The sequence below is a fragment of the Finegoldia sp. BIOML-A2 genome, assembly GCF_009678315.1.
GTDB classification, from domain to species: Bacteria; Bacillota; Clostridia; order Tissierellales; family Peptoniphilaceae; genus Finegoldia; species Finegoldia magna.
In genome coordinates, this window is the sequence record NZ_WKZE01000001.1 from 310,985 (window position 1) to 335,935 (window position 24,951).

Annotated in this window: 20 protein-coding genes; 5 read left to right on the forward strand and 15 right to left on the reverse strand. The window is 33.8% G+C overall.

Annotated features, from left to right (window positions below; translation table 11 throughout):
- Positions 1-855, forward strand: coding sequence for a YihY/virulence factor BrkB family protein (locus tag GKF99_RS01450; protein ID WP_094208269.1), 855 nt, complete (start codon positions 1-3; stop codon positions 853-855).
- A 580-nt stretch (positions 856-1,435) separates the two neighbouring features.
- On the opposite strand, the gene GKF99_RS01455 is transcribed toward GKF99_RS01450, so the two are convergent.
- Positions 1,436-2,518 (reverse strand): sugar diacid recognition domain-containing protein, encoded by a 1,083-nt coding sequence (locus GKF99_RS01455; RefSeq protein ID WP_154272561.1) that lies wholly within the window; start codon positions 2,516-2,518, stop codon positions 1,436-1,438.
- 103 nt (positions 2,519-2,621) lie between these two features.
- Here GKF99_RS01455 and GKF99_RS01460 point away from each other — a divergent pair, with 103 nt between their 5' ends.
- Positions 2,622-3,752: a glycerate kinase gene (locus tag GKF99_RS01460; RefSeq protein WP_154272468.1), complete on the forward strand. Its 1,131-nt coding sequence runs from the start codon at positions 2,622-2,624 to the stop codon at positions 3,750-3,752.
- Position 3,753: 1 nt separating this feature from the next.
- Positions 3,754-5,019 (forward strand): GntP family permease, encoded by a 1,266-nt coding sequence (locus tag GKF99_RS01465; protein ID WP_154272469.1) that lies wholly within the window; start codon positions 3,754-3,756, stop codon positions 5,017-5,019.
- A 48-nt stretch (positions 5,020-5,067) separates the two neighbouring features.
- On the opposite strand, the gene GKF99_RS01470 is transcribed toward GKF99_RS01465, so the two are convergent.
- From GKF99_RS01470 to GKF99_RS01530, 13 genes are all read right to left on the reverse strand, one after another.
- The gene (locus tag GKF99_RS01470) at positions 5,068-6,180 is read right to left on the reverse strand and encodes an ABC transporter permease (protein ID WP_154272470.1); all 1,113 of its coding nucleotides are present in this window, start codon (positions 6,178-6,180) and stop codon (positions 5,068-5,070) included.
- Positions 6,167-7,264 carry an ABC transporter permease gene (locus GKF99_RS01475; RefSeq protein WP_154272471.1) on the reverse strand — a complete coding sequence of 366 codons (1,098 nt, stop codon included), beginning with the start codon at positions 7,262-7,264 and terminating at the stop codon, positions 6,167-6,169. Before GKF99_RS01475 ends, GKF99_RS01470 begins: the two co-directional genes overlap by 14 nt.
- A gap of 1 nt (position 7,265) precedes the next feature.
- A complete protein-coding gene (locus GKF99_RS01480) occupies positions 7,266-8,204 on the reverse strand; it encodes an ABC transporter ATP-binding protein (RefSeq protein WP_154272472.1) in 939 nt (312 codons plus the stop codon).
- Between the two features lie 165 nt (positions 8,205-8,369).
- Positions 8,370-9,665 carry a branched-chain amino acid transport system II carrier protein gene (brnQ, locus tag GKF99_RS01485; RefSeq protein ID WP_154272473.1) on the reverse strand — a complete coding sequence of 432 codons (1,296 nt, stop codon included), beginning with the start codon at positions 9,663-9,665 and terminating at the stop codon, positions 8,370-8,372.
- Between the two features lie 184 nt (positions 9,666-9,849).
- Positions 9,850-11,034 carry a TVP38/TMEM64 family protein gene (locus tag GKF99_RS08840; protein ID WP_347233074.1) on the reverse strand — a complete coding sequence of 395 codons (1,185 nt, stop codon included), beginning with the start codon at positions 11,032-11,034 and terminating at the stop codon, positions 9,850-9,852.
- A 12-nt stretch (positions 11,035-11,046) separates the two neighbouring features.
- On the reverse strand, positions 11,047-11,778 hold the full coding sequence (locus GKF99_RS01495; protein WP_154272474.1) for a YdjY domain-containing protein: 732 nt from the start codon (positions 11,776-11,778) through the stop codon (positions 11,047-11,049).
- A 91-nt stretch (positions 11,779-11,869) separates the two neighbouring features.
- Positions 11,870-12,379 (reverse strand): hypothetical protein, encoded by a 510-nt coding sequence (locus tag GKF99_RS01500; RefSeq protein WP_154272475.1) that lies wholly within the window; start codon positions 12,377-12,379, stop codon positions 11,870-11,872.
- On the reverse strand, positions 12,379-12,825 hold the full coding sequence (locus GKF99_RS01505; protein WP_225559912.1) for a DUF4430 domain-containing protein: 447 nt from the start codon (positions 12,823-12,825) through the stop codon (positions 12,379-12,381). Before GKF99_RS01505 ends, GKF99_RS01500 begins: the two co-directional genes overlap by 1 nt.
- Before the next feature lie 2 nt (positions 12,826-12,827).
- Positions 12,828-14,405: an ASKHA domain-containing protein gene (locus GKF99_RS01510; protein ID WP_154272476.1), complete on the reverse strand. Its 1,578-nt coding sequence runs from the start codon at positions 14,403-14,405 to the stop codon at positions 12,828-12,830.
- Positions 14,389-15,414, reverse strand: a complete 1,026-nt coding sequence (locus GKF99_RS01515; protein WP_154272477.1) for an MtaA/CmuA family methyltransferase — start codon at positions 15,412-15,414, stop codon at positions 14,389-14,391. Before GKF99_RS01515 ends, GKF99_RS01510 begins: the two co-directional genes overlap by 17 nt.
- A 7-nt stretch (positions 15,415-15,421) precedes the next feature.
- A complete protein-coding gene (locus GKF99_RS01520) occupies positions 15,422-16,075 on the reverse strand; it encodes a corrinoid protein (RefSeq protein WP_154272478.1) in 654 nt (217 codons plus the stop codon).
- A gap of 1 nt (position 16,076) precedes the next feature.
- The gene (locus GKF99_RS01525; protein WP_154272479.1) at positions 16,077-16,859 is read right to left on the reverse strand and encodes a uroporphyrinogen decarboxylase family protein; all 783 of its coding nucleotides are present in this window, start codon (positions 16,857-16,859) and stop codon (positions 16,077-16,079) included.
- Positions 16,852-17,730: a GTP-binding protein gene (locus GKF99_RS01530; protein WP_241673548.1), complete on the reverse strand. Its 879-nt coding sequence runs from the start codon at positions 17,728-17,730 to the stop codon at positions 16,852-16,854. Before GKF99_RS01530 ends, GKF99_RS01525 begins: the two co-directional genes overlap by 8 nt.
- A gap of 380 nt (positions 17,731-18,110) precedes the next feature.
- On the opposite strand from GKF99_RS01530, the gene GKF99_RS01535 reads away from it, so the two are divergent.
- Together GKF99_RS01535 and GKF99_RS01540 are read left to right on the forward strand one after the other, a co-directional pair.
- The gene (locus GKF99_RS01535) at positions 18,111-19,184 is read left to right on the forward strand and encodes a uroporphyrinogen decarboxylase family protein (protein ID WP_154272481.1); all 1,074 of its coding nucleotides are present in this window, start codon (positions 18,111-18,113) and stop codon (positions 19,182-19,184) included.
- Positions 19,171-20,496: a Na+/H+ antiporter NhaC family protein gene (locus tag GKF99_RS01540; protein WP_154272482.1), complete on the forward strand. Its 1,326-nt coding sequence runs from the start codon at positions 19,171-19,173 to the stop codon at positions 20,494-20,496. The genes GKF99_RS01535 and GKF99_RS01540 overlap by 14 nt, the downstream gene beginning before the upstream one ends.
- Positions 20,497-20,538: 42 nt before the next feature.
- On the opposite strand, the gene GKF99_RS01545 is transcribed toward GKF99_RS01540, so the two are convergent.
- Positions 20,539-24,771 (reverse strand): Rib/alpha-like domain-containing protein, encoded by a 4,233-nt coding sequence (locus GKF99_RS01545; RefSeq protein ID WP_154272483.1) that lies wholly within the window; start codon positions 24,769-24,771, stop codon positions 20,539-20,541.
- Positions 24,772-24,951 lie beyond the last annotated feature (180 nt).

Sequence of the window (24,951 nt, forward strand, 5' to 3'; positions counted from 1 at the left end):
ATGAAAAAACAGAAAAAAGAAAAAAAGAATTTGTTCTTCAAAAAATTATTGCAATCGATAAAAGAAGACCAAATCCCATTATTAAGCGCACAGACAACTTATCATTTTATAATGAGCTTAGTGCCATTTCTAATAGTTTTATTAAATATTGTGTTGATGGTTGCTGCAAGCAAACTTGATTTGATTTTCAAATGGATGGAAGTAATTCCCTCTGAAACGAGAAATATACTAATGACATTAATCAACACGATTATAAGTAACAGATCCTCATCTGTACTTTCCATCTCTTTGTTGGTGGCGTTGTGGTCTAGTTCTAAAGCTTTGAAATCTTTAATCAAAGCTATGAACAAAGCATTTGATGTGAGAAGCGAAAACGGATTTTTGAAAACACAACTTAAAAGCATTCTATTTACAGTAGTATTGCTTTTATTGTTGATTGTGACATTGGTATTTATCGCATTTGGTGGTTTGATTTTAAATCTAATTGAGCAATATATGAAAATACGAATACCTTACTTCGCACAATTATTCAGATATTTAATCCCTATCGTATCCATGATTTTTGGATTCACATTACTATACAAATTCGCACCTGATTTCGATTCTACAAGAAGTATCAAATGGAAATCGGCAATGCTAGGAGGAACAATCGCAACCATCGGATGGCTTTTAATTACATTGTTGTATTCGTTCTACGTTTCCAACATTTCTAATATGTCCTTAACCTACGGTCCATTGGTAGGCGTGTTCGCACTTTTTGTGTGGATTAATTTATCTTCGCAAATAATCTTGATTTCGGCAGAAATCACAGCCAACTACGACCAAGTTAAAAAAGGAGTTATATATTCAACTTAGAATTAACTGAAATAAAGTAGATTACCAGTTTTGCTAAGAATATCATACAGAGGAAATTTATCTGATTTCAAATCGAAAAAATCTGTCCAAAATCGCATTTGCGTAAGCGCTAGCGTGCTGGCGATTTTAGGATTTTGAGATTTAGAAATCACAAATTTACGTAGTCTAGATATTCGTGCAAGCTGGTTTTCTACTTTAGACTGTACCTTTAAAATCTTAATTTCAAGCGATTATGTAAATATATGAAATAAAAATAGACAAACCGATACGGTTAGAATATCATACGGAGAAAATAAGTATAAATTCAAGCGAAGTGAATCGTAAAAAAATTGTGCTGTCTGAGCCGAAGGCGAGTTCACAATTTTAGATTCACAAGCTTAGAATTTATTTATTTGCGTAGTCTAGATATTCGTTCGTATCGGTGTCTATTTTCATATATCTTGAAACTACCTTTAACAATATTGGTAGACAGATGAGTGGTTTACGTGTTTTTGTGTTTTATTGTCTTGAAACTACCTATACATATTTTTGTAGTCTAGATATTTGTGCGTGATGGTTTTGCTACTTTTTACTACACTTTCTAATTCAATATAAAAGCCAAATACAACCTGATAAAATCTTCTACATTTCTAGGGTCAAGTCCTGTGATATCTCTAAGTTTATTCAGTCTGTACTGAACGGTGTTTTTGTGTACGAACAAATCCTCAGCACATTTTGTTATGCTTTGATTATTTGTCGCATAAATTTTTATCAAATCTTTGTAAATATTGTAATCTTCGTCGGAAATATCTTTCAATACAACTTGCTTGAATTTTTTGATTCTATCTTTTTTGATACTTCCAAGCAAAATCCCCAAATCCAATGTGGAATAATCCACAACGCAGTCTTTTCTTTGCAAATTATCCAACCAATCCAACGCAACCATGCAATTGTCATAGTTTTTCTTAAATTGGCTAATCATTTTGAATGAACCGCTGATGCCAAAATACACCCTACTGTCTATTGCATCGTGAATTTGGTTTCTAATTTTCTCCAGTTTTTTCTTGATGATAATCTTGTCTACGTTGTTTGAAAGAATTACAATTTCTCCATAAAAAACGCTGTATACGAAATTATTGGATAGATTATTCTCCAAGATTTTGTAAATTTGATCGGAATCTTTCAACAAAAATCTGCTTTCAGAATTTTTCCCGACTATAACGTATTTTTCGTCTTCACTTTCCAGATATCTGTACAATCCGTAATCGTCCAACTCATTTATCAAGCTCTCAAACAAATACTTGTTCATGTCCTTTTTCTTGAGTTTGTTCTTCTCAACGAGTTGTTCTTTGACGAGTATTTCGGTCATTTTTTTGATGATGTTTCCGTATTTCATTACTTCGTCTTTGTTTCCAGTGATGCCGATAACGGCGATGATTTCTCCGTCGATTGTAACTGGGATATTAATTCCCTTCTTTGCTCCAACGTATTCTTTTTCATTATCAACAAAAATTGTTTCGTTTAGCTTTACGCATTCCTTGGCAGCTTCGTGATAAGTGCCAATTCTATTTGAATTTGTTGAATAAATAATATATCCTTCTTGGTCAAAAAAGTTCAAATCGTAGTCAATAACATCTTTTAATTTTTCGACTATCATTTTTGCAGTGTGATCAGAAATTCTCATTTGTTCTCCATAATAATAATTTTGTTTGTTCATTTAACATTATTATTACATAAAACATACATTTGTGCAATCGTTTGTTATAAAATTGAGATAGGAGGTTGTTATGAATATATTAGTATTGATAGACTCTTTTAAAGGCAGTTTGAGTTCTTTGGAAGCAGGAGAAATCATAAAAAAAGCTTGTGAAAAAAATTCTTCAAACAAAGTAATAGTAAAACCTGTTGCTGACGGTGGAGAAGGAACTATTGATTCATTAAAGGATATTAAAAACGCTAAAATAGTTGAAGTCGATGTACATAATCCTTTGATGGAACATCACACAGCTAGATATTTGATAGTAGATGATAAACTTGCAATTATGGAAATGAGTGAATCCAGCGGACTTACGCTTATAAAAGATAACTTGGATCCAATGAATGCTACGACTTTCGGAGTTGGAGATATGATCAAGGACGCTTTGGATAAAAATATCCGAGAATTTATCATTGGAATCGGCGGCTCTGCAACTACAGATGGTGGCATGGGAATGCTTCGAAGTTTGGGGGCACGATTTTTTGACGAAGACGGAATTGAAATCTCAAACGGTCCAATAGGAATTATCGATTTGGAAACAATTGATTTGGATAATTTCGATGCAAGACTTAAAGAATGTACATTCCAAATAGCTTGTGATGTGGACAATCCATTGTGTGGAGAACGCGGTTCGGCAAGAGTATTTTCCCCACAAAAAGGTGCAACCCCAAAACAAGTTGAAGAATTGGATAAACTTTTGGGCAAATATCACGAAGTTACAAAAAAAGTTATTCCAGATGCAAATGATACGATTGAAGGAGCAGGTGCTGCTGGTGGTTTAGGTTACGCTTTCAAAAATTATTTGAATGCAGAATTGAAACCAGGGATTGAAATTATAATGGAAATGCTTGGCGCAGATGAATTAATCAAAAATTCTGATTTGATTATCACCGGTGAAGGCAAGATGGATTTCCAAACATCTATGGGAAAAACTCCAGTAGGAATTGCAAATGCAGCGAAAAAATACAATAAAAAAGTCATCGCTTTTTGTGGCGTTTGCGATAACGATGCAGTTTCAGTTAACGATAGAGGAATCGATGCATTCTTCCCTATTTTAAATAAATGTATGAGCACAAACGAAGCTATGGATAAAAAAGTTTCAGAAGAAAATTTGTACAGAAGTGTTGACCAAGTAATGAAATTAATAAATTTATGGAGGTAGTATGGACAACGTAACATTTTCAACGATTGGAGCATTGATCGGCTTAGCGTTATCAATTTTTCTAATCATCAAAAACTTCCACGCAACTTACGCACTTATCATAGGCGCTTTGGTTGGTGGACTTATCGGTGGAGGAGGACTTGTGGGAACAGTGTCTGCCATGGTAAAAGGTTCTGAATCAATGATGAGTTCAGTTCTAAGAATTATGACAAGTGGTATTTTGGCAGGCTGTTTGGTTAAAACGGGCGCCGCAGAAAAAATCGCCGACACTATTATCAAAAAATTAGGCGAACAAAAAGCTTTGATTGCTATCGCGATTTCTACGATGATTATCTGTGCTGTCGGAGTTTTCATAGACATTTCAGTTATCACTTGTGCGCCAATCGCACTTGCTGTTGGTAAGAAATCAAATCTTTCCAAATCAAGCATTTTATTGGCTATGATTGGTGGAGGAAAAGCGGGTAACGTAATCAGCCCTAACCCAAACACTATTGCAACTGCTGAAGGTTTCAAACTAAATCTTACATCTTTGATGTATGTGAATATAATTCCTGCAATTTGTGCATTAATCGTAACGATTATTATCGCAATGGCATTAGCAAAAAAGAAAACAGATGTCATAGATTCAAGTGATTTAGAATCTTCTGAAAGAACAAACTTACCAAGTTTCTTCGCATCAATTATTGGTCCAGTTACTGTAATTGTTTTATTGGCACTTAGACCAATCGCGAAAATCACAATCGACCCGTTGATTGCACTTCCATTGGGAGGATTCGTATGTTTATTGGCTACAAAAGAAACTAAGAATACCAAAGAATATGTCAACTACGGTTTCTCAAAAATAATCGGAGTTTGTGCGCTTTTAATCGGTACGGGAACAATCGCAGGAATTATCAAAAATTCAACGCTACAAACAGATATGATTAATTTGATTACTGCATTTAATCTTCCTGCATTCATCCTTGCTCCAGTAGCGGGTATTTTAATGGGAGGTGCCACAGCAAGTACAACTGCTGGAAGTACAATAGCATCTCAAACATTCGCCAAATCATTAATCGATGCAAATGTAACTGCACTAAATGCTGGTGCTATGGTTCATGCAGGTGCTACAGTTATCGACTCACTTCCTCACGGATCATTCTTCCATGCAACAGGTGGATCTGTCAAAATGTCTATCGCTGACAGATTAAAAATCATTCCTTACGAAGCAGCCGTAGGTTTGACGACTACAATCGCATCGGTATTAGTATATTTAATTACAAAATAATTTTTCCCAAAAGTAAAGGCTATGAGCACACAACTCATAGCCTTATTTTTATTTGTTGATATTATCGTTACCTTTTGGTTTTGCTAAAACAGAAATCACTATAAATACTATGCTAAATCCTAATATTATCAAAAGATTCGGCAATATTTTTGAAATTTCAGGAAATTCTTCTAAAATTTCATTGTTTTTAATATAGTAAAATCCTGGGAAAATTCTACCTATTGTAAGAGCAGTTTTCCCTAGTAATTCTTGCGGAACAAATGCCCCACATAAAAACGACGATCCTAGTGAAACGATGTTCATTACTCCTTGAACTGTGTTAGAATTTTTGATTACATTTGATATCATCACAGCCATCGACACCACAGATATCGTAAATACAAACGAATTAAGCATCATAAGATTGATGTGATTCTTCGTAAAATCGTATTTGTACAAAATGCAGAATAGTATCATGTAAATTAACCAAAATACAAGTCCTGTGACGATGTGACCAAGCATCAACTCCATATTAATTCTAGTTCTTGGACATGGTGACACGTTGTTTCTCATAAGAATTGGCTGTTTTTTGTAAACCAAAGCAATATTCGAAACTACTAATATCACTTGCGCAAGTAGCAGGTAATTTAAAAAGTTAAAGTAGAATTTGGATTTATCTTTTTTGGAATTTACACTTCCCTCTTTAATGCTGACATCAATTTTTTTATCCAAATCATCATTCGCATTTTTTATAGCTTCATTTTCAGTAAATCCACTTTTTTCATAGGAACTAACTTGGCTTAGATAAATATTGATTTTCTCTTTGATATCCATCGCATAAGCATTATTCGGAGCAACTTTGTACAAAACTTCCCTCGTTTTATCGAAATCTTCCGGAATTATCACAGCTGCGTTGATAATATCGTAGAAAAGTTTGTCATCTACGATTTTTTCGTCCATTGTTTTTATCTTGGCGTTCTTGTCCAAATAATCATACAGAGACTTGGAAAGTTTGGTGTTCGCTTTGTCTTGCACATAAATATTTACATCAACGGGTTTGTAGGAAGTTTGTGTCGTGTTTTTTGTAGCAAAGCTCATCAATACGAAAAATATTATCGTGTACAAAAGTATAGGAGTTTTGTGTGCCCATGTGATTTTAAAATAATTTTTAAAGACTCTCATACTCTTTACCTCTCATGAAAAATAGTGACGCTACGACAAATACAACTGTAATCATCAAAAGATTAATGATATCTTTGTTAAATCGTGCCATCGAATCGTAATAATACAACGAATACACCGCATCTGTAACAACAGCAACAGGATTGATTTTGTTGATAATGGGAAGCTTCTCTGCGATGATTACTTTTATTTCTGGAACCATCATTCCCGCTAAAAAAGACATCAGCATCGTAATAGCGATTCCCATTCCGATTTTTGTATCTAGACTTTTTTTGTTGGATACTCCAATTAAGATGCCAAATGCAACTCCACAAAAAGATGAAATACTTGCAAGTCCTATTATCGCCCCAATCCTATCTCCGAATTCAACTCCAAGTGCGTATTTCAAATATGCGATAAATAGTACTGTGATTGCAAAATTGATAATCCAACTGACAAGAACCGATGCAGAAAGCATAATGCTTTTTTTAGTTGGAGAAACTGCGTTACGCTTTGCGTTTGTAGACAAGTTCGCTTCGTATTGGAAACTAACAAAAAGTCCCCACATGTATCCGTAAATCGTCGTCATCCCTAAAAGCGTGTAGAAGAACACATTCACAGGATTCATGTTTTTTCTTGTAACGTCTTTGATGTGATCGTCTACATTTAAAATTTTTCCGATATCAGCCGTCGGATTTTTCTGCATAATCTTAGTTATCATGGATATTTTTTGAGAATATGAATTCATAATAGTTTCGACGATTGTCTCAGAAATACCAGATTTTTTCGTGTAGATTTTATCCATCGAATCAATGTACGCTTCTACATCTTCGTTAGTATTCAATATATCTTCGTTTTTTGATTCTACAACCTTGAAATATTTCTCATCTTCCATCTCATTCATGAAGTTTTTGAAATTTTCATCTTGCATAAGAGTTTCATTAACAGCTACATCAATGGTTTTGAATTTACTATTTTCATTGATGTTTCCAAATGCTAATTTGAAGAAAATCCCCAGAACAATCGGAAACATCAACGCCCAAAAAAGCATAGCTTTTTGTCTCAAAAGCAGCTTAAAAGTATTTTTAAATGAATGTAGAAACATATCAATCCCTCAAATCTTTGCCCGTTAATTCCAAGAAAACATCGTTAAGACTTGGCTTTTCGACATTCAAAGAACTGTAGTTAATGTTGTTTTCATCCAAAAGTTTAATCAACTTCATTAAATACCCATCTCCATGAGAAAAATTCAGCTTTACATTGCCGTCCTTATTTTCAAAATTCATCAAATGTGGAAGAGATTTGATTTGAGATATCACATCTTCATTTAATTCTTTCGCTGTGAAGCTTATCTTCTCGTTCATTTCTATCATATCTTTGAGTTGTTCCGATGAGCCCTTAGCGATGACTTTGCCCTTGTCAATTATCACGATATTATCACACAAGAAATCAACTTCATCCATATAATGCGATGTATAAATTATCGTTGAGCCATCTTCGTTTAGTTTTTTTATGCCTTCCAAAATACTATTTCTAGATTGCGGATCAACAGCAACTGTCGGCTCATCTAGGATAATTAGCTCAGGTTTATGTGCAATTCCACAAGCTATGTTAAGTCTTCTTAGTAAACCTCCGGATAATTTTTTAGGTTTAAACTTAACAAAATCATTCAGACTTACCAAATCCAACGCCCTTTTCACAAGCTTACTTCTTTCAGATTTGTCTTGTATGTATAATCCACAGAAATAGTCGATGTTTTCGTAGACTGTCAACTCATCATACACTGCCACATCTTGAAACACCACGCCAATCCTTTTTTTGATATCATAAGCATCAGCAGACATTTCTTTTCCGAAAATTTTCACACTTCCAGAATCTTTTTTCAAAAGTGACAATATGCAATTGATAGTTGTGGATTTCCCACTACCGTTTGGACCAAGCAGCCCTAGTATCTCTCCTTTGTTTACATCCAAATCCAAATTATCCACCGCAGTGAGTTCCTTGTATTTTTTTACAAGACCTCTTACCTCTATAAGGTTTCCCATAAAATCCTCCATAAATTTTATTTCTATCTTTATTATATAATTAATCAATCATTATTGTGTAAAAAGTTTGTAAACAAAGTGCAAAATTAATTATAAAATCACTAATCTCCTTAAATTTGCCAAAAAAATCAGCACAAAGAACAACTTTATGCTGAAATTTTTCGTCTATGCTAATTTCTTTTTATCTTGGATATAAGCAATTACTCCAAACACTGCCCCCATAACAATCGCTGGCAACAGCCACTCAAATCCAACAGAACTTAGAGGAAGAGTTTTGATTGCATCCGTAAAACCTTGTAAAATTTTGAAATTTTGATTCAAAACTTCTACGAAACTCACAACAAATGTCGCAAGCACCGCCCCTGTGTATATCAAATCGTATTTGATATGCTCTTCGAAAATTCCTAAAAATATAAGTACAATAATAATTGGATAAACTGTCGATAGTATTGGAACTGCTGCTTTAATAAGCGCTTCAACCCCAACAATAGAAAGAGCACCAGAAATCACAACTGTTGCCAAAACAATTGGTTTGTATCCCAATTTGTCTTTTGAGATATTCGAGAAGAAATCTCCAGCAATCGCACTTAGACCAACTGATGTAGTCAAGCATGCCAATGACACTGCAATTCCTATCGCAATTTTACCGGCCGAACCTAAAATATTTTGCACAGTTCCAAGTAGTATATCCACTCTTGTGTTTTGAACTGTGTAAATCTTGGATGCAGTCGCTCCAGAATAAATCAATCCACCGTAAATTATCGCCAATAAAACAAATGCCACAAGTCCAACCCATTTGACAAGCTTTAGTCTTTCTTCGTCGTTGACATATCCTTTTCTCTTCAAATCCGAAACTACAATCCCCGTCATTAGTGCTGCTCCAAGAGCATCCATAGTTTGATATCCTTCCGCAAATCCCTTCAAGAATATTTGATTTTCCGTTGCGATGTTCATAACGCCTATAGGATCCACTATGCATTTTCCTATAATAACTAATAAAATAATTACCAATCCCGGCGTCAAATATTTACCGATTTTATCGATAACACCTGTTTCGTTGAATACGAAAATCGCCGTTAACGTGAAAAATATCAACGCTGTTACCCATTCTGGAGTTCCCGGAAAAACTTTGGCTACGAAAACTTCATGAGTAGTAGCTGCTGTTCTTGGAATTGCAAAAAGAGGCCCAATAGTCAATATGGTAACGGTTCCAAGAATCTTAGCAAATTTATTCCCAACTCTTTTTCCAAGATCTTCTGCTCCTCCACCTAGCTTAGCGGTGATGATTACGCCAAGTATAGGTAGAACAGGGTCTGTCAACAAAAATCCTAGCATCGCCTTTTTGTATTCAGTCCCAGAAAGCACTCCAAGATATGGCGGAAAAATAAGATTACCCGCGCCGAAGAATATTGCAAACAATGCAAATCCTACGATAATCACGTCTTTAAACTTTTTATTCAAAATATCCTCCTATGTATTTCTATGTTTTCATAGAAAATGATTTCATATCTAAATTTTAATTCTAAAAAGTTTTATTGTCAAATTTATTTATTTCGTTATCAAAATAAAGTGATAAATTTTACTCTAAAAACTAAATTTTGCACAAAAAAATCATAGACCAATTTTCTGACCTATGATTGTGATTTTATTCTACTACTTTTTCGCCCTTTTTCTTTTGTTTATCATTGTAAACTTTCTTAGCAATACCAATCATTATTGATAATGCGAATAATGTCAAAAGTCCTAGGAAAAGTTTTTGTGCTCCACCTGTCAACGTTCCTCCAACGTATGAATAAACAATTGTAGCTGGCAATTGTCCAATTCCTGTAGCTATGAAGAATGGCCAGAATCCCATATTAGTTAGACCTGCTCCATAACTTACAAAGTCGAATGAAACGAAAGGTAGAAGTCTACAAATCAATATTGCGTACTTACCATATCTTTCAAAAAATACGTCAACACTTTCCATAGCACCTCTGCTTGTAAGTTTTTCAACAGCATCTCTTCCCAAAGCTCTCGCCAAGAAGAAACAAAGTGCAGCTCCCGCCATAGCTGACGACCAAGAAAGTATAGCCCCTTTTACCCATCCAAATATTGCAGCATTTGACAATGTAATCAAAAATGCTGGGATAGGTGCTGCAATTGATTGTAGTACCATTAAAATGAATGATACTACTGCAGCTAGTTTTCCGTATGATCTCAAGTATGCAACTACGACATTTGTATCTAATTTTGAAATAGTTGAGAAGGCTTCATTGGTTTTAGCTTTGATAGATGGCACGAAGAAATACAACCCCAACATAATTCCAATAATAATCAAAGCAATTATTCTTTGGATTTTTCTTTTATGTTTAAGTTCTGCTATTTCTTCAGGTGTTTTTTCTTCTCTCAAATCGCTAAGTTTAACTTCTTCTTCTCTCATAGCTTTTCGTTCTTCTCTAGTGTAATATTTTTGATATTTCTTTTGAGTAAGAACTATATAAATGTTGATTAAGTTAACAATTACGATAACTGCGATTGTAGGAATTAAAATGTTTTTAACTGGTCCATGATACATCACAAATTCTTTTACGATGTAGATAAGACTTTGTGTTTTCCCCCCTATAAGAGCAATCAAAGCTATCGCCAATTCCAATGCGAAAAATACATATCTGTTGATATTAGTATACGAAATTCCAAGTATCAATCCAAAAGCTGTAAAGATATACATTACTAGCTGCTGACTAACCATCATTTCGAAATTTACGTTGAATAACAAAAGTAGACAACATAAAATCCCGATGACTATGCCCGTAGTTAAATAATAAAATATCGCCCTTAATTTTTTCACTTGATACCTCTATTAATCTTCTAAAGTATAAGTTACAGCTACATAAGTTCCATCTTCTGGAAGTACATCTGGGTTACCTGTGAATTTAACTTCATTTCTCTTTTCTACAGCACCATTAGTGTAAGTTGTGTTAGAAATAATTCCTACTGGACATGAATCTAAGCAAGTTAAGCAACCTGTTTTCTTATTTTTTGCTCTTTCTAAGTTTCCACCGAATCTAAAATCAATTTTCTTTCCGTTGCTGTCTTTGATTACTTCGTTAATATCGTAATCTTTTCCAGCGCCTTCCCATGTTACAGTAGCGCCAATTTTAGATCCTTCAACGTGAGTTTCAGCTGCATTGTCCGGAGTCATGTTTTCACCAGGTTTTGCACCGATTTCTATTAAAGCATTGTAGAAATCTTCTGGCGTAGCATAAGCTGTAAGAACTGATTTTGCTCCGTTACTACCATCTGTGTTTACTGATGCGTGTCTAGTATTTTCAGTAAAATATTTTCCATTTACAGAGGATAAAACAGTGATTTTCTTAGCTTCTTTGTCAACTTTGATTGGGTTTTTCAAAGAAACGCCGTTTACTTCGTCATCTGCTTTCTTTTCTTCTTTCTTAGAATCATCCTTAGCTTGTTCAGTTGTTTGAGTGTTGTTTAATTCTGTTTTCTTATCGTCTGCTTTTTGAGAGCATCCTGCTAGTCCTACGATTGCTAGACATAAAAATCCAGCTACTAATTTTTTTCTTAAATTCATAATAATCCCTCCATTATCAATTTAATGTTGTTATATCACCTAAATTTAATACTGTTTGCAAATTAAACTCTATGAAATATTTTTTTAAATTTTAATTCATGATTTTTTTCTTGCCGGTAATATAATCTTCTAACTTGTATATAAGAAAAATATATATCACAGCATTTCCAATCATATGGTTGATATCAAATGGAATTGATGTCATGTATCTTGCAATGAATACATTCATTCCCATAACAGTCATGCATTCCATCAACGTGATTATAAGTCCATACAAAAATCCCGAAAGGGACAAAAATATAGTTTTGGTTACTAATGTTTTTCTTAAATTAAAAACATTGAAAATTGCATAGTTAAATACAGCCAAGATGAAAAAGTCTACCACTTGGAACAAAACCCATATTCCAAATCCAAGCACAAAACTTGTGACTACCATCGTGACTGCATTTACAAATAGTGACTCTTTTAGGTTTTTTTCAATTGCAAGTATCAGTATGACATCCGACAAGATTTTTACATTCGGAATTATATTCAAATAAATTCTTGTCAGGATGCATACTGCTGATAATATTGCAATTCTAGTCAAATCACTAGTTTTCATTATTTCATTTCTTGAAATTTGAATTCTATCTTGTCGTTTTCGTTAACTTTGTAATCGCCGATTCCAACTTCTGCCATTTTATCGTTAACATAATACATCCAGTATTGTTTCTTAGCTGGATCTTGTTTTACGCCTTCTAATTCAGTCATCATACCTTTTTCAAAAACTGCTTTGTGATTTTTTTCAAGGTAAGATTGCAAGTTTTCATCTTTTTTGATTTCTGCATCTTCTTTTAAGATTTCTTTGTTGTTAACTTCATCCATTACAACGATTGAAACCTTAGTAGCTTCACTCTCAGAAGCTTTTTCTTCTGTTTTGTTTTCGTCTGTTTTTGCTTGTTCTTGTGTTTGTTCTGTTTTTTGTGGCTCTTGGGCCTTATCTTTGTCAGCGTTACAAGCTGTCAATGAGAACACAAGCATCATCAATACCAATAATTTTTTCTTCATAATCATCTCTCCTTTGGAAATTCCATCGCCTTAGCGAATATTTTTTCATAGTCCTTTGTCATTGATAATTCTATATAATTCATATCTTCAGCAAGAGTGGACATTTCTTCTTTTATTTTATCGTTCATTAAACACATGTACGCCCCTATTAAAGATGAATTACCTACATAACTTATTTTGGATTCGATTTCGTAAGGCAGAATTCCCACACCTACGATTGAAGATGGTTTCAAATGACTTCCGAATTGTCCTGCGACAATACATTCGTTCAAATCGGAAATATCCAGTCCCTCTTCATCCAAAAGTTTTATAAAACCAGAAAGTATCGCTCCTTTTGCTAGCTGTACTTGTCTGATATCTGATTGCGTGATAACAAGTTCATCAGTCATCATGAACTCTCTTTTGTTATCCACAATTCTAACCAAATCTTTTCTAAAATCATCGACAGAGTTTGGATCTATAATCCTACCTCTCTTATTGACGATTTTATTTCTAACAATTTCACTGATTACAGCAAGAATACCACTTCCACAAATTCCTTTCGCAGGCTTGTCGCCGATTGTTTGTAATTTGACGTTTGAACCGTCAATTACAACATCTTCGATGGCTCCTTGTTCTGCTCTCATTCCACATTTTATATTCATACCTTCAAGCGCAGGACCAGCTGCACAAGAACAACAATACAATTTGTCATTAGTCTTCAAAACTATTTCGCCGTTTGTACCGATATCTATAAACAGTGTATTTTCTCTGTTTCTCATATCTGTAACATAAGCACCTGCTACAATATCTGCTCCTATATATGCAGAAACATTTGGTAAAGTGTACAATTTTGCGCCCAAATTCAATCCAATATCTTCGCACATCACACTCTTTGCTTCAGTGAACACTGGTTTGTACGGGAATTTCCCCAAGCTTCTTGCATCCACTCCCAAAAGCATATGAACCATCGTAGTATTCGCCGCAATGTCAACTTCTTTGATGTCTTTTCTGTCTATTTTCGATTCGACAATCATTTTGTCAATAAGTTTGTTCATGGAACTTACAATGCTGTGTTGAAGAATTTTCGCTGCATTTTCATTTTCAAACTCAAACGTAATTCTCGTAAGCACATCCAAGCCGTACTTTGTTTGGGCATTAAGTGCGGAGTTTTTCGCGATGATGTCTCCAGTTTTCAAATCTACTAAATTCATGCACACAGTTGTAGTACCAATGTCCACGCAAATCCCGTAGCCGTCTCTGTATTGTTTTTCAAATTCTGGCATATCTCCTGAATCGAGCACATCAATGGAGCTGTTTTCGCTCAAAGTTTCCACGATAACATCTCCACTCATTGTAACTGCACACGAAAGCCTAACGCCGTTTTCGATTTCTTCTTTTTTCAAAAGTCTTTTTTCGGCATCAGTTATTTCGTTGACATTTCCTTCTACAACTTTTATCTTACACTTACCACAAGTTAACTTACCATTGCATGAGTTATCGATGTAGATGTCGTTTTCAAGCAAAGCATTCATCAAATTGTAGCTTTTGTTGTCTTCTAATTCAATTGTTCTATTTAAATTATTAATTCTTATCTTCATAATCGTAATTCTTAGATGCTGTTATTATTGATTTCAAATTTTCAAGTGGCGATCTCATACCTATTCCACAAGCTGGAGACAGGATATTTGATCCGTTGTTTACTGATATTTTTGCTAGTTTTTGGATTTTTTCACTGTCTGAATATTCAAGCGCATAAGTCGACACATTACCCATCAACACGTGATGCTTCAAAACTTTCTTCGCATCTTTCAAAGATACGATTGAGTCAAAGCTCAAGCAATCAGAGTGAATGTCGTTGCACAAATCAAGTACAGGAGTCATCCTTCCACATATGTGAACAATTTTTGGAACGTCTTTTATTCCATCCAAAAACTTATTCAAATATTGTACAGTGAATTCTTTGAAGAATTTAGGTCCCATAATTTCACCAGTACCAGAAGGATCTGAAACTGCGATAACATCTACTCCTGCGTCTATTTGTCTATTCGCAAATTCTATTAAATGATCTGTCACATAATCCATAAATTCGTGAACTCTTTGTGGGTCTTTTCTAAGAGCCTTGTAGTATTTTACAGAATCCATTATTGATGATGCAGTGCTAACAGGTCCTGTGATATTTCCAATAATTGGGGCGTTTTTTTCTTCGTCCTTCAAGATTTTAATAGCCTCAATCACGATATCACTTCTGGAATCTTCCTTCTTGAAATCTTTTATCTTTTCCCAATCTTTGATGTTATCGAATGCGTATTCAATAACGTGTGGTTCATAAATTTCATTTCCAAAATCGACAACAGAACCCATATCTTCAGCTTCAATCGTCATGCAGAATGGAACTCCGATATTCTCAAAAATTTTCTCGTCGTAGATAGCTTTTGCCAAATCAGCCATTTTCCTAGCATCCAAGTGAGCTTCTGGAAGATAAATATCTTTCAATTCCATTAGCTCTTTGGATATCATATTCATCATTCCACCCGGACAAATCACAGGAATTCTGTCGATGAAAATATGATTTAAAGCATTCTTCAATCTATCTTTTTCGTTAATCATTTCTATCCTACTTATCTTTTCCAACTAATTTCTTAGCAGCTTCCACAGCTTCTACAGCATTTTCAGTGTAAGAATCCGCACCGATTTTATCAGCAAAAGTTTGAGATATAGGTCCTCCACCAATCATAACCTTGAATCTGTCTCTAAGACCTTGTTCTTTTAACATTTCGATAACTTTACCCATGTTGTCCATAGTAGTTGTCATTAAAGTTGACATACAAATCAAATCAGCATCGTTTTCGACTGCTGCATCGATGAAGTTTTGTAATTTAACATCACGACCCAAATCAATCATCTTAAATCCTGCAGTTTGCATCATCAATTTTACCAAGTTTTTTCCGATATCGTGAGTATCTCCTTCAACAACTCCGATAACTCCAACGCCTAGTATGTCGTCGTCATTCATTTCTACATGTTTTTGTAAAACGTCCAAACCAGCATACATTGCATCACTGCAAAGCAAAATATCTGTGATAAAATATTCTTCTTCATCAAAAAGCTTACTTGCTTGTTGCATACCTTTAATAAGTCCGTCGAAGATACCTTGTTTAGCATCAAATCCCTTGTCTATATATTCTTGGCACACCTCAGCGATGTCTTCATCTTCCATTTCTACTACCATTTCTGCCATTTTATCTAAATATTCTTGTTGTGTATTCATACTACCCCCTAATTAAAATCTCATTTATCTTCTTAAATTTCTTATCTGACAAATTCATACATCTGTCTCCGAAAATCTTGTGTTCTCCTTCAAACAAAAAGTCTACATATCTTTGTTCTTCATTTTTTTCAATAGGTTTAAACTCTGCTTTATCCAAGCTTATCAACGCCATTGTGGACTTAGGGCACAAGTGAAAATTAAATGGCTTGTCGATGTTTTGAATATCTTCCAAAAATTTCATTAGAAACTCGTCCACATATAACTGCATTTGCTTAGGACCAATAATATCAGCACCCGCCAAACTATCGGAAAAACTAATCAATTGTATTCCACTGTCAACCAATTTTTCGATATATTCCACCAAAGCTTTTCTTATTTCATCGTAAAGTTCAACGATTTTATCGTGTTTTTTCCTGAAAGATCTGAAAACCACTTCTGAACTTGCCAAGTTATCTAATATAACCAATGGACCAGCAACCTCAACAATTACTCTTTTATCGTCCTTCATCTTGTCAATTGTTTCAAACAAAGCTTTGACATGTTTTTGATTGTAATCAAAATCAATCACAATATCATCCACATTATCGTACTTGTACTTGCTGACTTTTCCAAGTTCTGCGACAGCACCCATAGCTTCTGATTCTAATGTAGAAGACATCGGAATACTCGCATAGTCCTTATCCTTGAAATGTTCTACCAAACAGTCCGCATCTTCAAATAATCCCGGATCAGTGATGGGTGTAGTTTCCATTACAATACAATCATAAGTTCCAACTTTACTCATTATTCACCTCGATTATTACAAAATCATCGCTATCAGATAACGAATCTGATACTTCTAATCCACTCAAAGTTTTGCTAACGAAAACTTTCTTATCTGCAATCTCTACATTCCCCTTCGCTCTCACGATACTTTTTGAATCCAAAAACTTTTCCAAATCTTCTTTTGAATTGAATTTCAATTTCTTTTGAACATTGGTCTTAAACTTAGAATCCTCGTGAGAATGTTCACCGTGGTCGTGATGATGGTGTTTGCCACAGCATTTATGACCATGTCCGTGACAACAACATTTGTGTTTCTCTTGCTTTTTATTATCATCAAATTCACTTACAATATCATTTGGATTTATCTTTCTGAAATCTTCCTTATGAATAATTGCATGCTTGTTAAATTGTTCGATTGACTTTTTCGCTTCATCGATTTTTTCTTCTTCCAAGTTTTCAATGTTCGTTATGTATATTATATCAGCGTTTTTGATTTGATCATTGAAAAATTCTCCAAAATCATCATGAAAGCAAATGTAACTGTCGCAATCGACAATTGTCACGCATTTTTGTATTTGCAAATTTTCTTCGTCTTTCAAAACTTCCAATATATCCGTTAGCTTCGCAACTCCTGTCGGCTCAATTATGATGTATTCAAATTGGTCTTTGTCGATTTTGTGAATAATTTCCTTAAAATCGCTCTTCAATCCACAACAAATACATCCCGAATTGATTTCAATTATATCGTCGTTTTTAATCAACATTGAATCAATACTCACATCTCCAAATTCATTCTCCAATACCAAAGTATTTTTGGAAAAACCCAAAATGTGATTGATAAAAGTTGTCTTGCCTGAACCTAAAAATCCCGACACTATTATTGTTTTCATATTATCACCCATTGTTATTTTAACATATTTGATATTGGATATTGCCCAAATAATAATGACTTATTGGATAATCAAATAAATTAAGTTTTCATTTTCGATAAAGTAAATACTTTGTTATGATAAATTTTTATGATTATTTTTATCTTATATTTCTTTTTGTCAATTAAGAAATCATTATCACAAAAATATTTTTGTGTTAAATTAAAAATTTTTAATCTATAAATCAATTTTGATAAGTTTTTATTTAATTTGAATGAATAAAAACTACCACTTATAAAATATTTCAATAAATGGCTGAATTTTTCTATGATAGAATGATAATGCAATTTATAGCAACAAATTCATTAAGTTATTTTTAAAATTTAAAAAGGAGGATTTATATGTTCAAAGACGAGATGACTCCAAAGGAGAGAATGGAGGCCTTCTCAAAAGGTGAAGAAATGGACAGAATTCCAGTTGTTCCTGATATGGGCGTTACTATGAGTGACTATTTGGGATATAAAACTTGGGATTATTATTCAAATTCTGATGTAATCGCCGATACGGAAGTAGCTTTGTTCAAAAGGTTCTACCACGATTCCATCAGTGTTTCCACTACTTTAAGAGGAATGGCAGAAGCCATGGGAACTGAAATTTGGTATCCAGAAGATAGTATTTCACAATTAAAAGATCCAGTTGTGAAAAAGGTCGAAGATATCGAAAAATTAAAAATCATCAATCCATTAAAAGATGGAAAGCTACCAGTGTTGATAGAAGCATTGGAAAAAATCAGAGATCAAGTCGGAGATGTTGCATCAATCGGTGCTGCAATGACTGGACCATTCTCTGTAGCCGCAAGTGTTTTGGGAACTGAAACTTTGCTTCGTTGGATGGTTAAGAAAAAGGATGCCGTTCATAAAATTATGGATATAATCACTATTAACAACGGAGAATACATTAAGGAAGTTGGTAGTAGAGGTTTTGGAATGGGATTTGCCGATCCAGTTTCAAGTACTACTTTGATTCGTAAGAAACAATTCGAAGAATTTTCACTTCCATATTTGAAGAGAAATATTGCAGATGTTAAAAAATACTGCGGTTCTTCTGCAGGTTTGCATATTTGTGGTGATTCTAAAGATTTGTGGCCACTATTAAAAGATTCTGGAATTGGTAACTTCTCATTGGATAACTGCGAAAGTTTATTGGAAGCTAAGGAAATTCTTGGTAACGACGTTGTAATTACAGGAAATGTTCCTCCAGTAGATGTTATGTATTTAGGAAATACTGAAGATGTTAAAAAATCTGTAAAAGAATGTATCGACATCGGTTACGATTCTCCATGTGGATATGTGTTGTCTACAGGTTGTCAAATTCCAAAAGGAACAAAAATGGAAAATATCGACGCGTTCATGGAATATGGACGTGAATTTGGAAATTATAAAAGATTAAAGGAGCTAAAAAATGAAACCAAATAAAAAAGCACTTCTTCCACTTGTAGTGTTCGTGCTATTCTATGTATTATCAGGTGTAGTATTGTCACTTCGTGGAGTAGAAATGCCATTCTATCAAATTCCTTCACCTATTTCTATAATGATTGGTGTTGCTGTAGCATTCATTATTTTTGAAGGAACTATCAACGAAAAAGCCGACGATTTCGTAAAAGGTTGCGGCGATGAAAACATAATTATCATGTGTATTATTTACTTATTAGCTGGAGCATTTGCTCAAGTTACTAAGGCAAGTGGCGCTGTAGATTCTGTTGTAAACTTCAGTTTATCAATCGTACCTGTAAACTTCTTGGTACCAGGAATTTTCTTGATTTCTACATTCTTGTCAATTGCGACTGGTTCATCTGTAGGATCAGTAGTAGCATTGGGACCTATAGTTTTCGGTGTTGCAGAAAAAATAGGAATCAATCCAGCACTTATGCTTGCAGCTTTGATTTGTGGAGCAATGGCTGGAGATAACTTGTCATTGATTTCAGATACAACAATCGCAGCTACTAGAACACAAAATATCGGAATGAAACAAAAATTCGTAATGAACTCAAGATTTGCATTCCCAGCAATAATAATTTCTACAATTATTTTCGCAATCATAGGAAGACCAGAAACAACAATAACAATGGTTAAAGAAAGTTACAACTTGGTTTATGTAATTCCTTATTTATTAGTAATTGTAACTGCATTAATGGGAATGAACGTATTATTAGTATTATTCTCTGGTACATTACTAGCTGGGATAATTGGTATGATTTACGGAAAATTCGACACAATTATGTTGTCCAAAACAATTTTCGAAGGTTTCACAGGAGTATTAGAAATCTTCTTATTATCAATGTTCACTGGTGGTCTTGCCTACATGGTTAGAAAACACGGCGGTATTGATTGGATCATAATGAAAGTTAAAAAGAAAGTTAAAGGACAAAAAAGTGCTGAAGCTGCAATTGCAACATTAGTTGGACTTACAAACGCTGCTGTAGCAAACAATACAGTTTCTATTTTGATTACTGGTCAAGTAGCAGCTGAAATGACAAAAGAATACGACGTAAAACCATCACGTGTTGCATCACTTTTGGATACAACAAGCTGTGTTGTACAAGGAATTATCCCTTACGGAGCACAAATCTTAATCGCTTCTGGACTTACTGCAGGAAAAGTTGCACCAACAGATATCATTCCATTCTTAGTTAACCAATACGTATTATTGGCAATGATGATTTTAACAATTATCACAAGATTTGGAACAAATTCTGATCCTGCTACAGAAGTTCCAGACGCTAAATAGTAAAACAAAACACCTCATATGAGGTGTTTTTTGATTGTGTAATTATCTTTTCTTTTTTGTAAAATACGCACCTATTGTATAGAAAAGAGATGCAAGTGTTAGGTTAGTAATTTCTACGCTTGTTCCTGCTTTCGGCAATTGTGATTTAGGGTTGGATTTTTTTACTTTTTCTTTATTGTGCGATATATCTCCGTTATCCAAGCCATCTTTTATTTCTACTAATTTTTTATCCTTTGTTGTTTTTGAATTAGATTCGAATTTTTTATCTGGCATCAATTTTTCTGGTCTTTTTGATGATTTTTCAGACGTTTTTGAGGTTTGATGACTCGTTTGAGGTTTTTTTTCAAATTTTTCTTCAGTAGGTTTTATCGTATCTATATTTTTTTCTGTATTTTTCCCCTCATCATCATTTGTTTCAGGATTTTCAACATCTGTCTTAATTTCTTTTATCTTATAAGAAATTTCGATATCTCTTTCTGATCCATCTGAAAATTTTATGGTTACCAATACTTTTCCTTCAGATTTAGATTTGATTTCAATTTTAGAATCTCGTGGAAAATTTACAATCGCAGATCCTAGAACTTCTGTCGATAATTCTTCCGATTCAACTTCAATTACTTTTACTTCAGGCACAAATTTTTCTGCAAGTGATTTGTTTACAACGACTTTTACTCTCACAATTCTTGCCTCGCCATTTTCGAATGTTACTTTGACTTTACCGATATAATTTCCAGAAGTTTTTGTATCAATCGCACCTTTTTCTGTGATGTCTTCGACTGTTGCTTTTTCTGGCAAGTTTTTGATATTATCAGTCAAGTCGTATATTTTGCCGAATTCCACTATTTCATCGATCGCTTCTACTTCTGGTATTGGTGTGATGATGGCTGCTTGTTTTTGAACGATAATGGTAGATTTTACTTCGTATACAGATCCGTCAGAATATTTTACGATTATTGTCGCATCTATTGTTCCCGCTGTTGTTGTGTCAGGTTTTTCTTTAAATTCAAAGGTTGTGTTTGCTGGCAAATTTTGTAGATTATCTATTAGTTTTTCAGCTTCTATCGTTTCTCCTTCGAAGATTTTGATTTCTTTTCCAGCAGGCTCATTAACTTCTGCAAGTGATTTGTTTACAACGACTTTTACTCTCACAATTCTTGCCTCGCCATTTTCGAATGTTACTTTGACTTTACCGATGTAATTTCCAGAAGTTTTTGTATCAATCGCACCTTTTTCTGTGATGTCTTCGACTGTTGCTTTTTCTGGCAAGTTTTTGATATTATCAGTCAAGTCGTATATTTTGCCGAATTCCACTATTTCATCGATCGCTTCTACTTCTGGTATCGGTGTGATGATGGCTGCTTGTTTTTGAACGATAATGGTAGATTTTACTTCGTATACAGATCCGTCAGAATATTTTACGATTATTGTCGCATCTATTGTTCCCGCTGTTGTTGTGTCAGGTTTTTCTTTAAATTCAAAGGTTGTGTTTGCTGGCAAATTTTGTAGATTATCTATTAGTTTTTCAGCTTCTATCGTTTCTCCTTCGAAGATTTTGATTTCTTTTCCAGCAGGATTATTTGCAAATGCTTGTGTTTTTGTTGCATTTGCAACTATTTCAACAGAATTTTCTATTGCTTCTCCTGGACTTATTGTCCAACTTATTGGCTCTTTGTAGTCGTTTATGTTTTCAGGATTTATTTCCACTTCTGGATACAAAGTTTCACTCAAACTCAATCCTTTTTTGATATCGTAGATTTTTTCTATTTCCTTTAATCTGACACCCTCTCCTGCAATAATTCTAACTCTTACATAACCGTCAGGAATTTGTGCGCTAGGATTTTCTTCACGATTAATAATGTCAGAAAGTGGATTGATTTTTATAGTTGTGTTTACATTTTCTGTTGTATCATCCAAATAAGTAACTTTTACATTCAAATCTATCGTCTTATCTGCATCTGATTCTTTCGTATTGTAAGTTATTTCTCCTGTTTTTTTGTCAATAGAAACACCTTCAATTGTTTTTTCTATAAGTTCGAACTTTTTCACAACAGAATTATCTACAAGTTCAGATTTGTTTAATTCATTAATAAATTTCGGTGCGCTAACTGTTGCTTTTTCTCCTGGATTTGCAACGCTGCCTGTATAAATCGGATTAAATTTGATATTGTCAGCTGCTTTTTTTACAATGATTTTAGCACTAGCTGGAAGTGTCCTTTTGTAGGATGAGTATTTTATTTCAATCTCGCTACCTTCTTTTAGGCTGAATCTGTCTGTTTGATTGAACTTCCATCGCCCTTTACTATCGACTACAGCTTCCCCACTGTATTTTCCATCCACGTACAAATTAACTACTCCCCCTGTTTCAGCTGTTCCTTGAATAATTTCAGAAGCTTCATTAATTTCGTGAATAACTGGGATTCTTGTGGCTTTAGCTGTATAGATTTTGGATTTGTAAATTATTTCATTTGACAAATCAACATTATCGTAATAACTATATTTACGTTTTTGATTGTCATACCAATGTGGATTTGTGTAATTGTTCTTGAATTCTTCTTTTAGCTTTGGTAAGACAGGTCCTGAATTTTCTGGTGGATGTTTTTCGAAAATAAAATCTGCTTTATATTCTCTGAAAACCACGTAAGTTCTATCGAAATATGACTTTCCATCTTTTCTCAAAATATCATCTATTTGCTCTTCTTTTTTCAAAGTTACAAGTTCAAATCTAGTTCTTGTGCTATTTTTACCAACTAAAGGCATTTTAGGAGGGGCTGGCTTACTTTTAAATTCTGTAACATCCTGACCGTTTGTAACAAAAAGTGGCACAAAACAAACTTCCTCAGGATTTTTTATCCCATTTAAGCTAGGCGGAAAAACAAGTTCCCAGTCATCCTCTCTTTTTACACCATCAAGTTCTCCTCTATACCAATACCAGTATTGATAGTTTTTGTCGATGGAATCAGTTTCAATTTTAATATCTCTAAATCCTGTAGATTGTGCTTTTGATTTGTGAACGAAGACAGTGATTTCCTTATCGTTAATTTTAGCATCTGTAAGTTCAATGGATCCATCATCATTTGCTACGACATCTTTTCCCAGTAAATCTTTTTGCTCTTCTTTCAAATAGACTTTTCCTATTTTTTCATCTTTCAATTTAAAAGTTACCTTGTTGTAGTCACTATTCAGATTAATCTTGTATCCGTCAGAATCGTAGGTTGGATTTGAAGTATCAGTTTTTCCGTAATAAATCACATCATTCGTCTTATACTTCGCGTAGAAATTCAATCTGTCATTAGGATTTTCTCCAATCACAGATGTATCTTCAAATTTATTTGCAAGATTTACTACAGTATCCAAGCTAGAACTATCCGCCCAACCTAAAAATTGGTGCTTTTCATCTCCACTACTAGCTGTCAGATTTTGATAAACATTTTTCCCTTCTTTATCAGTAAAATCTTTTATGTCTTTCCAAGTGGCAGATTTAAGCACCCAATAAGTCCTTGTTTTCACGCCTTCTATTTCATTGTTAGTTTCAACTTCTTCATTTTTTTCATTTAATAATTTTCCATAATGCAAAGTTCCATCATCTTCAGTGAAAGATGTCGCATTAAAATTGAGACTCACATAATCAGAAACATCTTCTGGTTTTTCTGAAGTCACAATTGGTTTTTGTTCAGTTTTAGCAGTTGTTGTTTTATCAACTTTCCACACAGCATACACAGTTTTGTTCGAAGATATGTTTTGCAAAATATCTTTTTGTGCTTCAGTAGCATCGGGACTACTTGCCCAACCTACAAATATTTTTCCATAAAAAGATGGAATTTCAGAAAATATCGCATTATCTCCAGAATTTACAGTCAATGTATTATTTTCTGTGTCAAATTTTCCACCATTAGCATCGAAAACAATTGTAAATTGTGCATTATGTCCGGGAATTTCTTGTTTTTCTTCAAAGTTTTCAGTAGAATTTGATTTTTCTTCGGAACTATAAGAAGTAATATCAATTTCTTTTATTTCAGTTTTTTCATCAGAAATATTTGAAGTGTTATCTGCGATTTTTTCTTCTGAAATTTCTGATTTTTCAAAAATTTCTTCGATTTGATCACTAGGATGTGTGTCAGTTTCTGCAAATGAAACGTTCCCACCAATCAAAAATGCGTATCCAATTATACAAGACACTACCCCAATGCTAAGTTTTCTAAGAGCATATCTAGGTCTTCTGCTAGAAGATTTATCTCTTCTTTCGGCGAGCGCTTTTTTAAAAATCTTGTTATTCATCGTTATTCATCTCCTTTTGAATTTTAGCTTGAATTATAACAAAATTTGTTTTTTAAAGTAGCGTTTTGTATTTTTTTATATTTAAATTGTTTATAACACACACTACTATTTCTATAGTAGCATATTGAGTTTTAAATGCAATAATTTCTTGGGAAATTTTCTTTCATAAACAAAAAACTC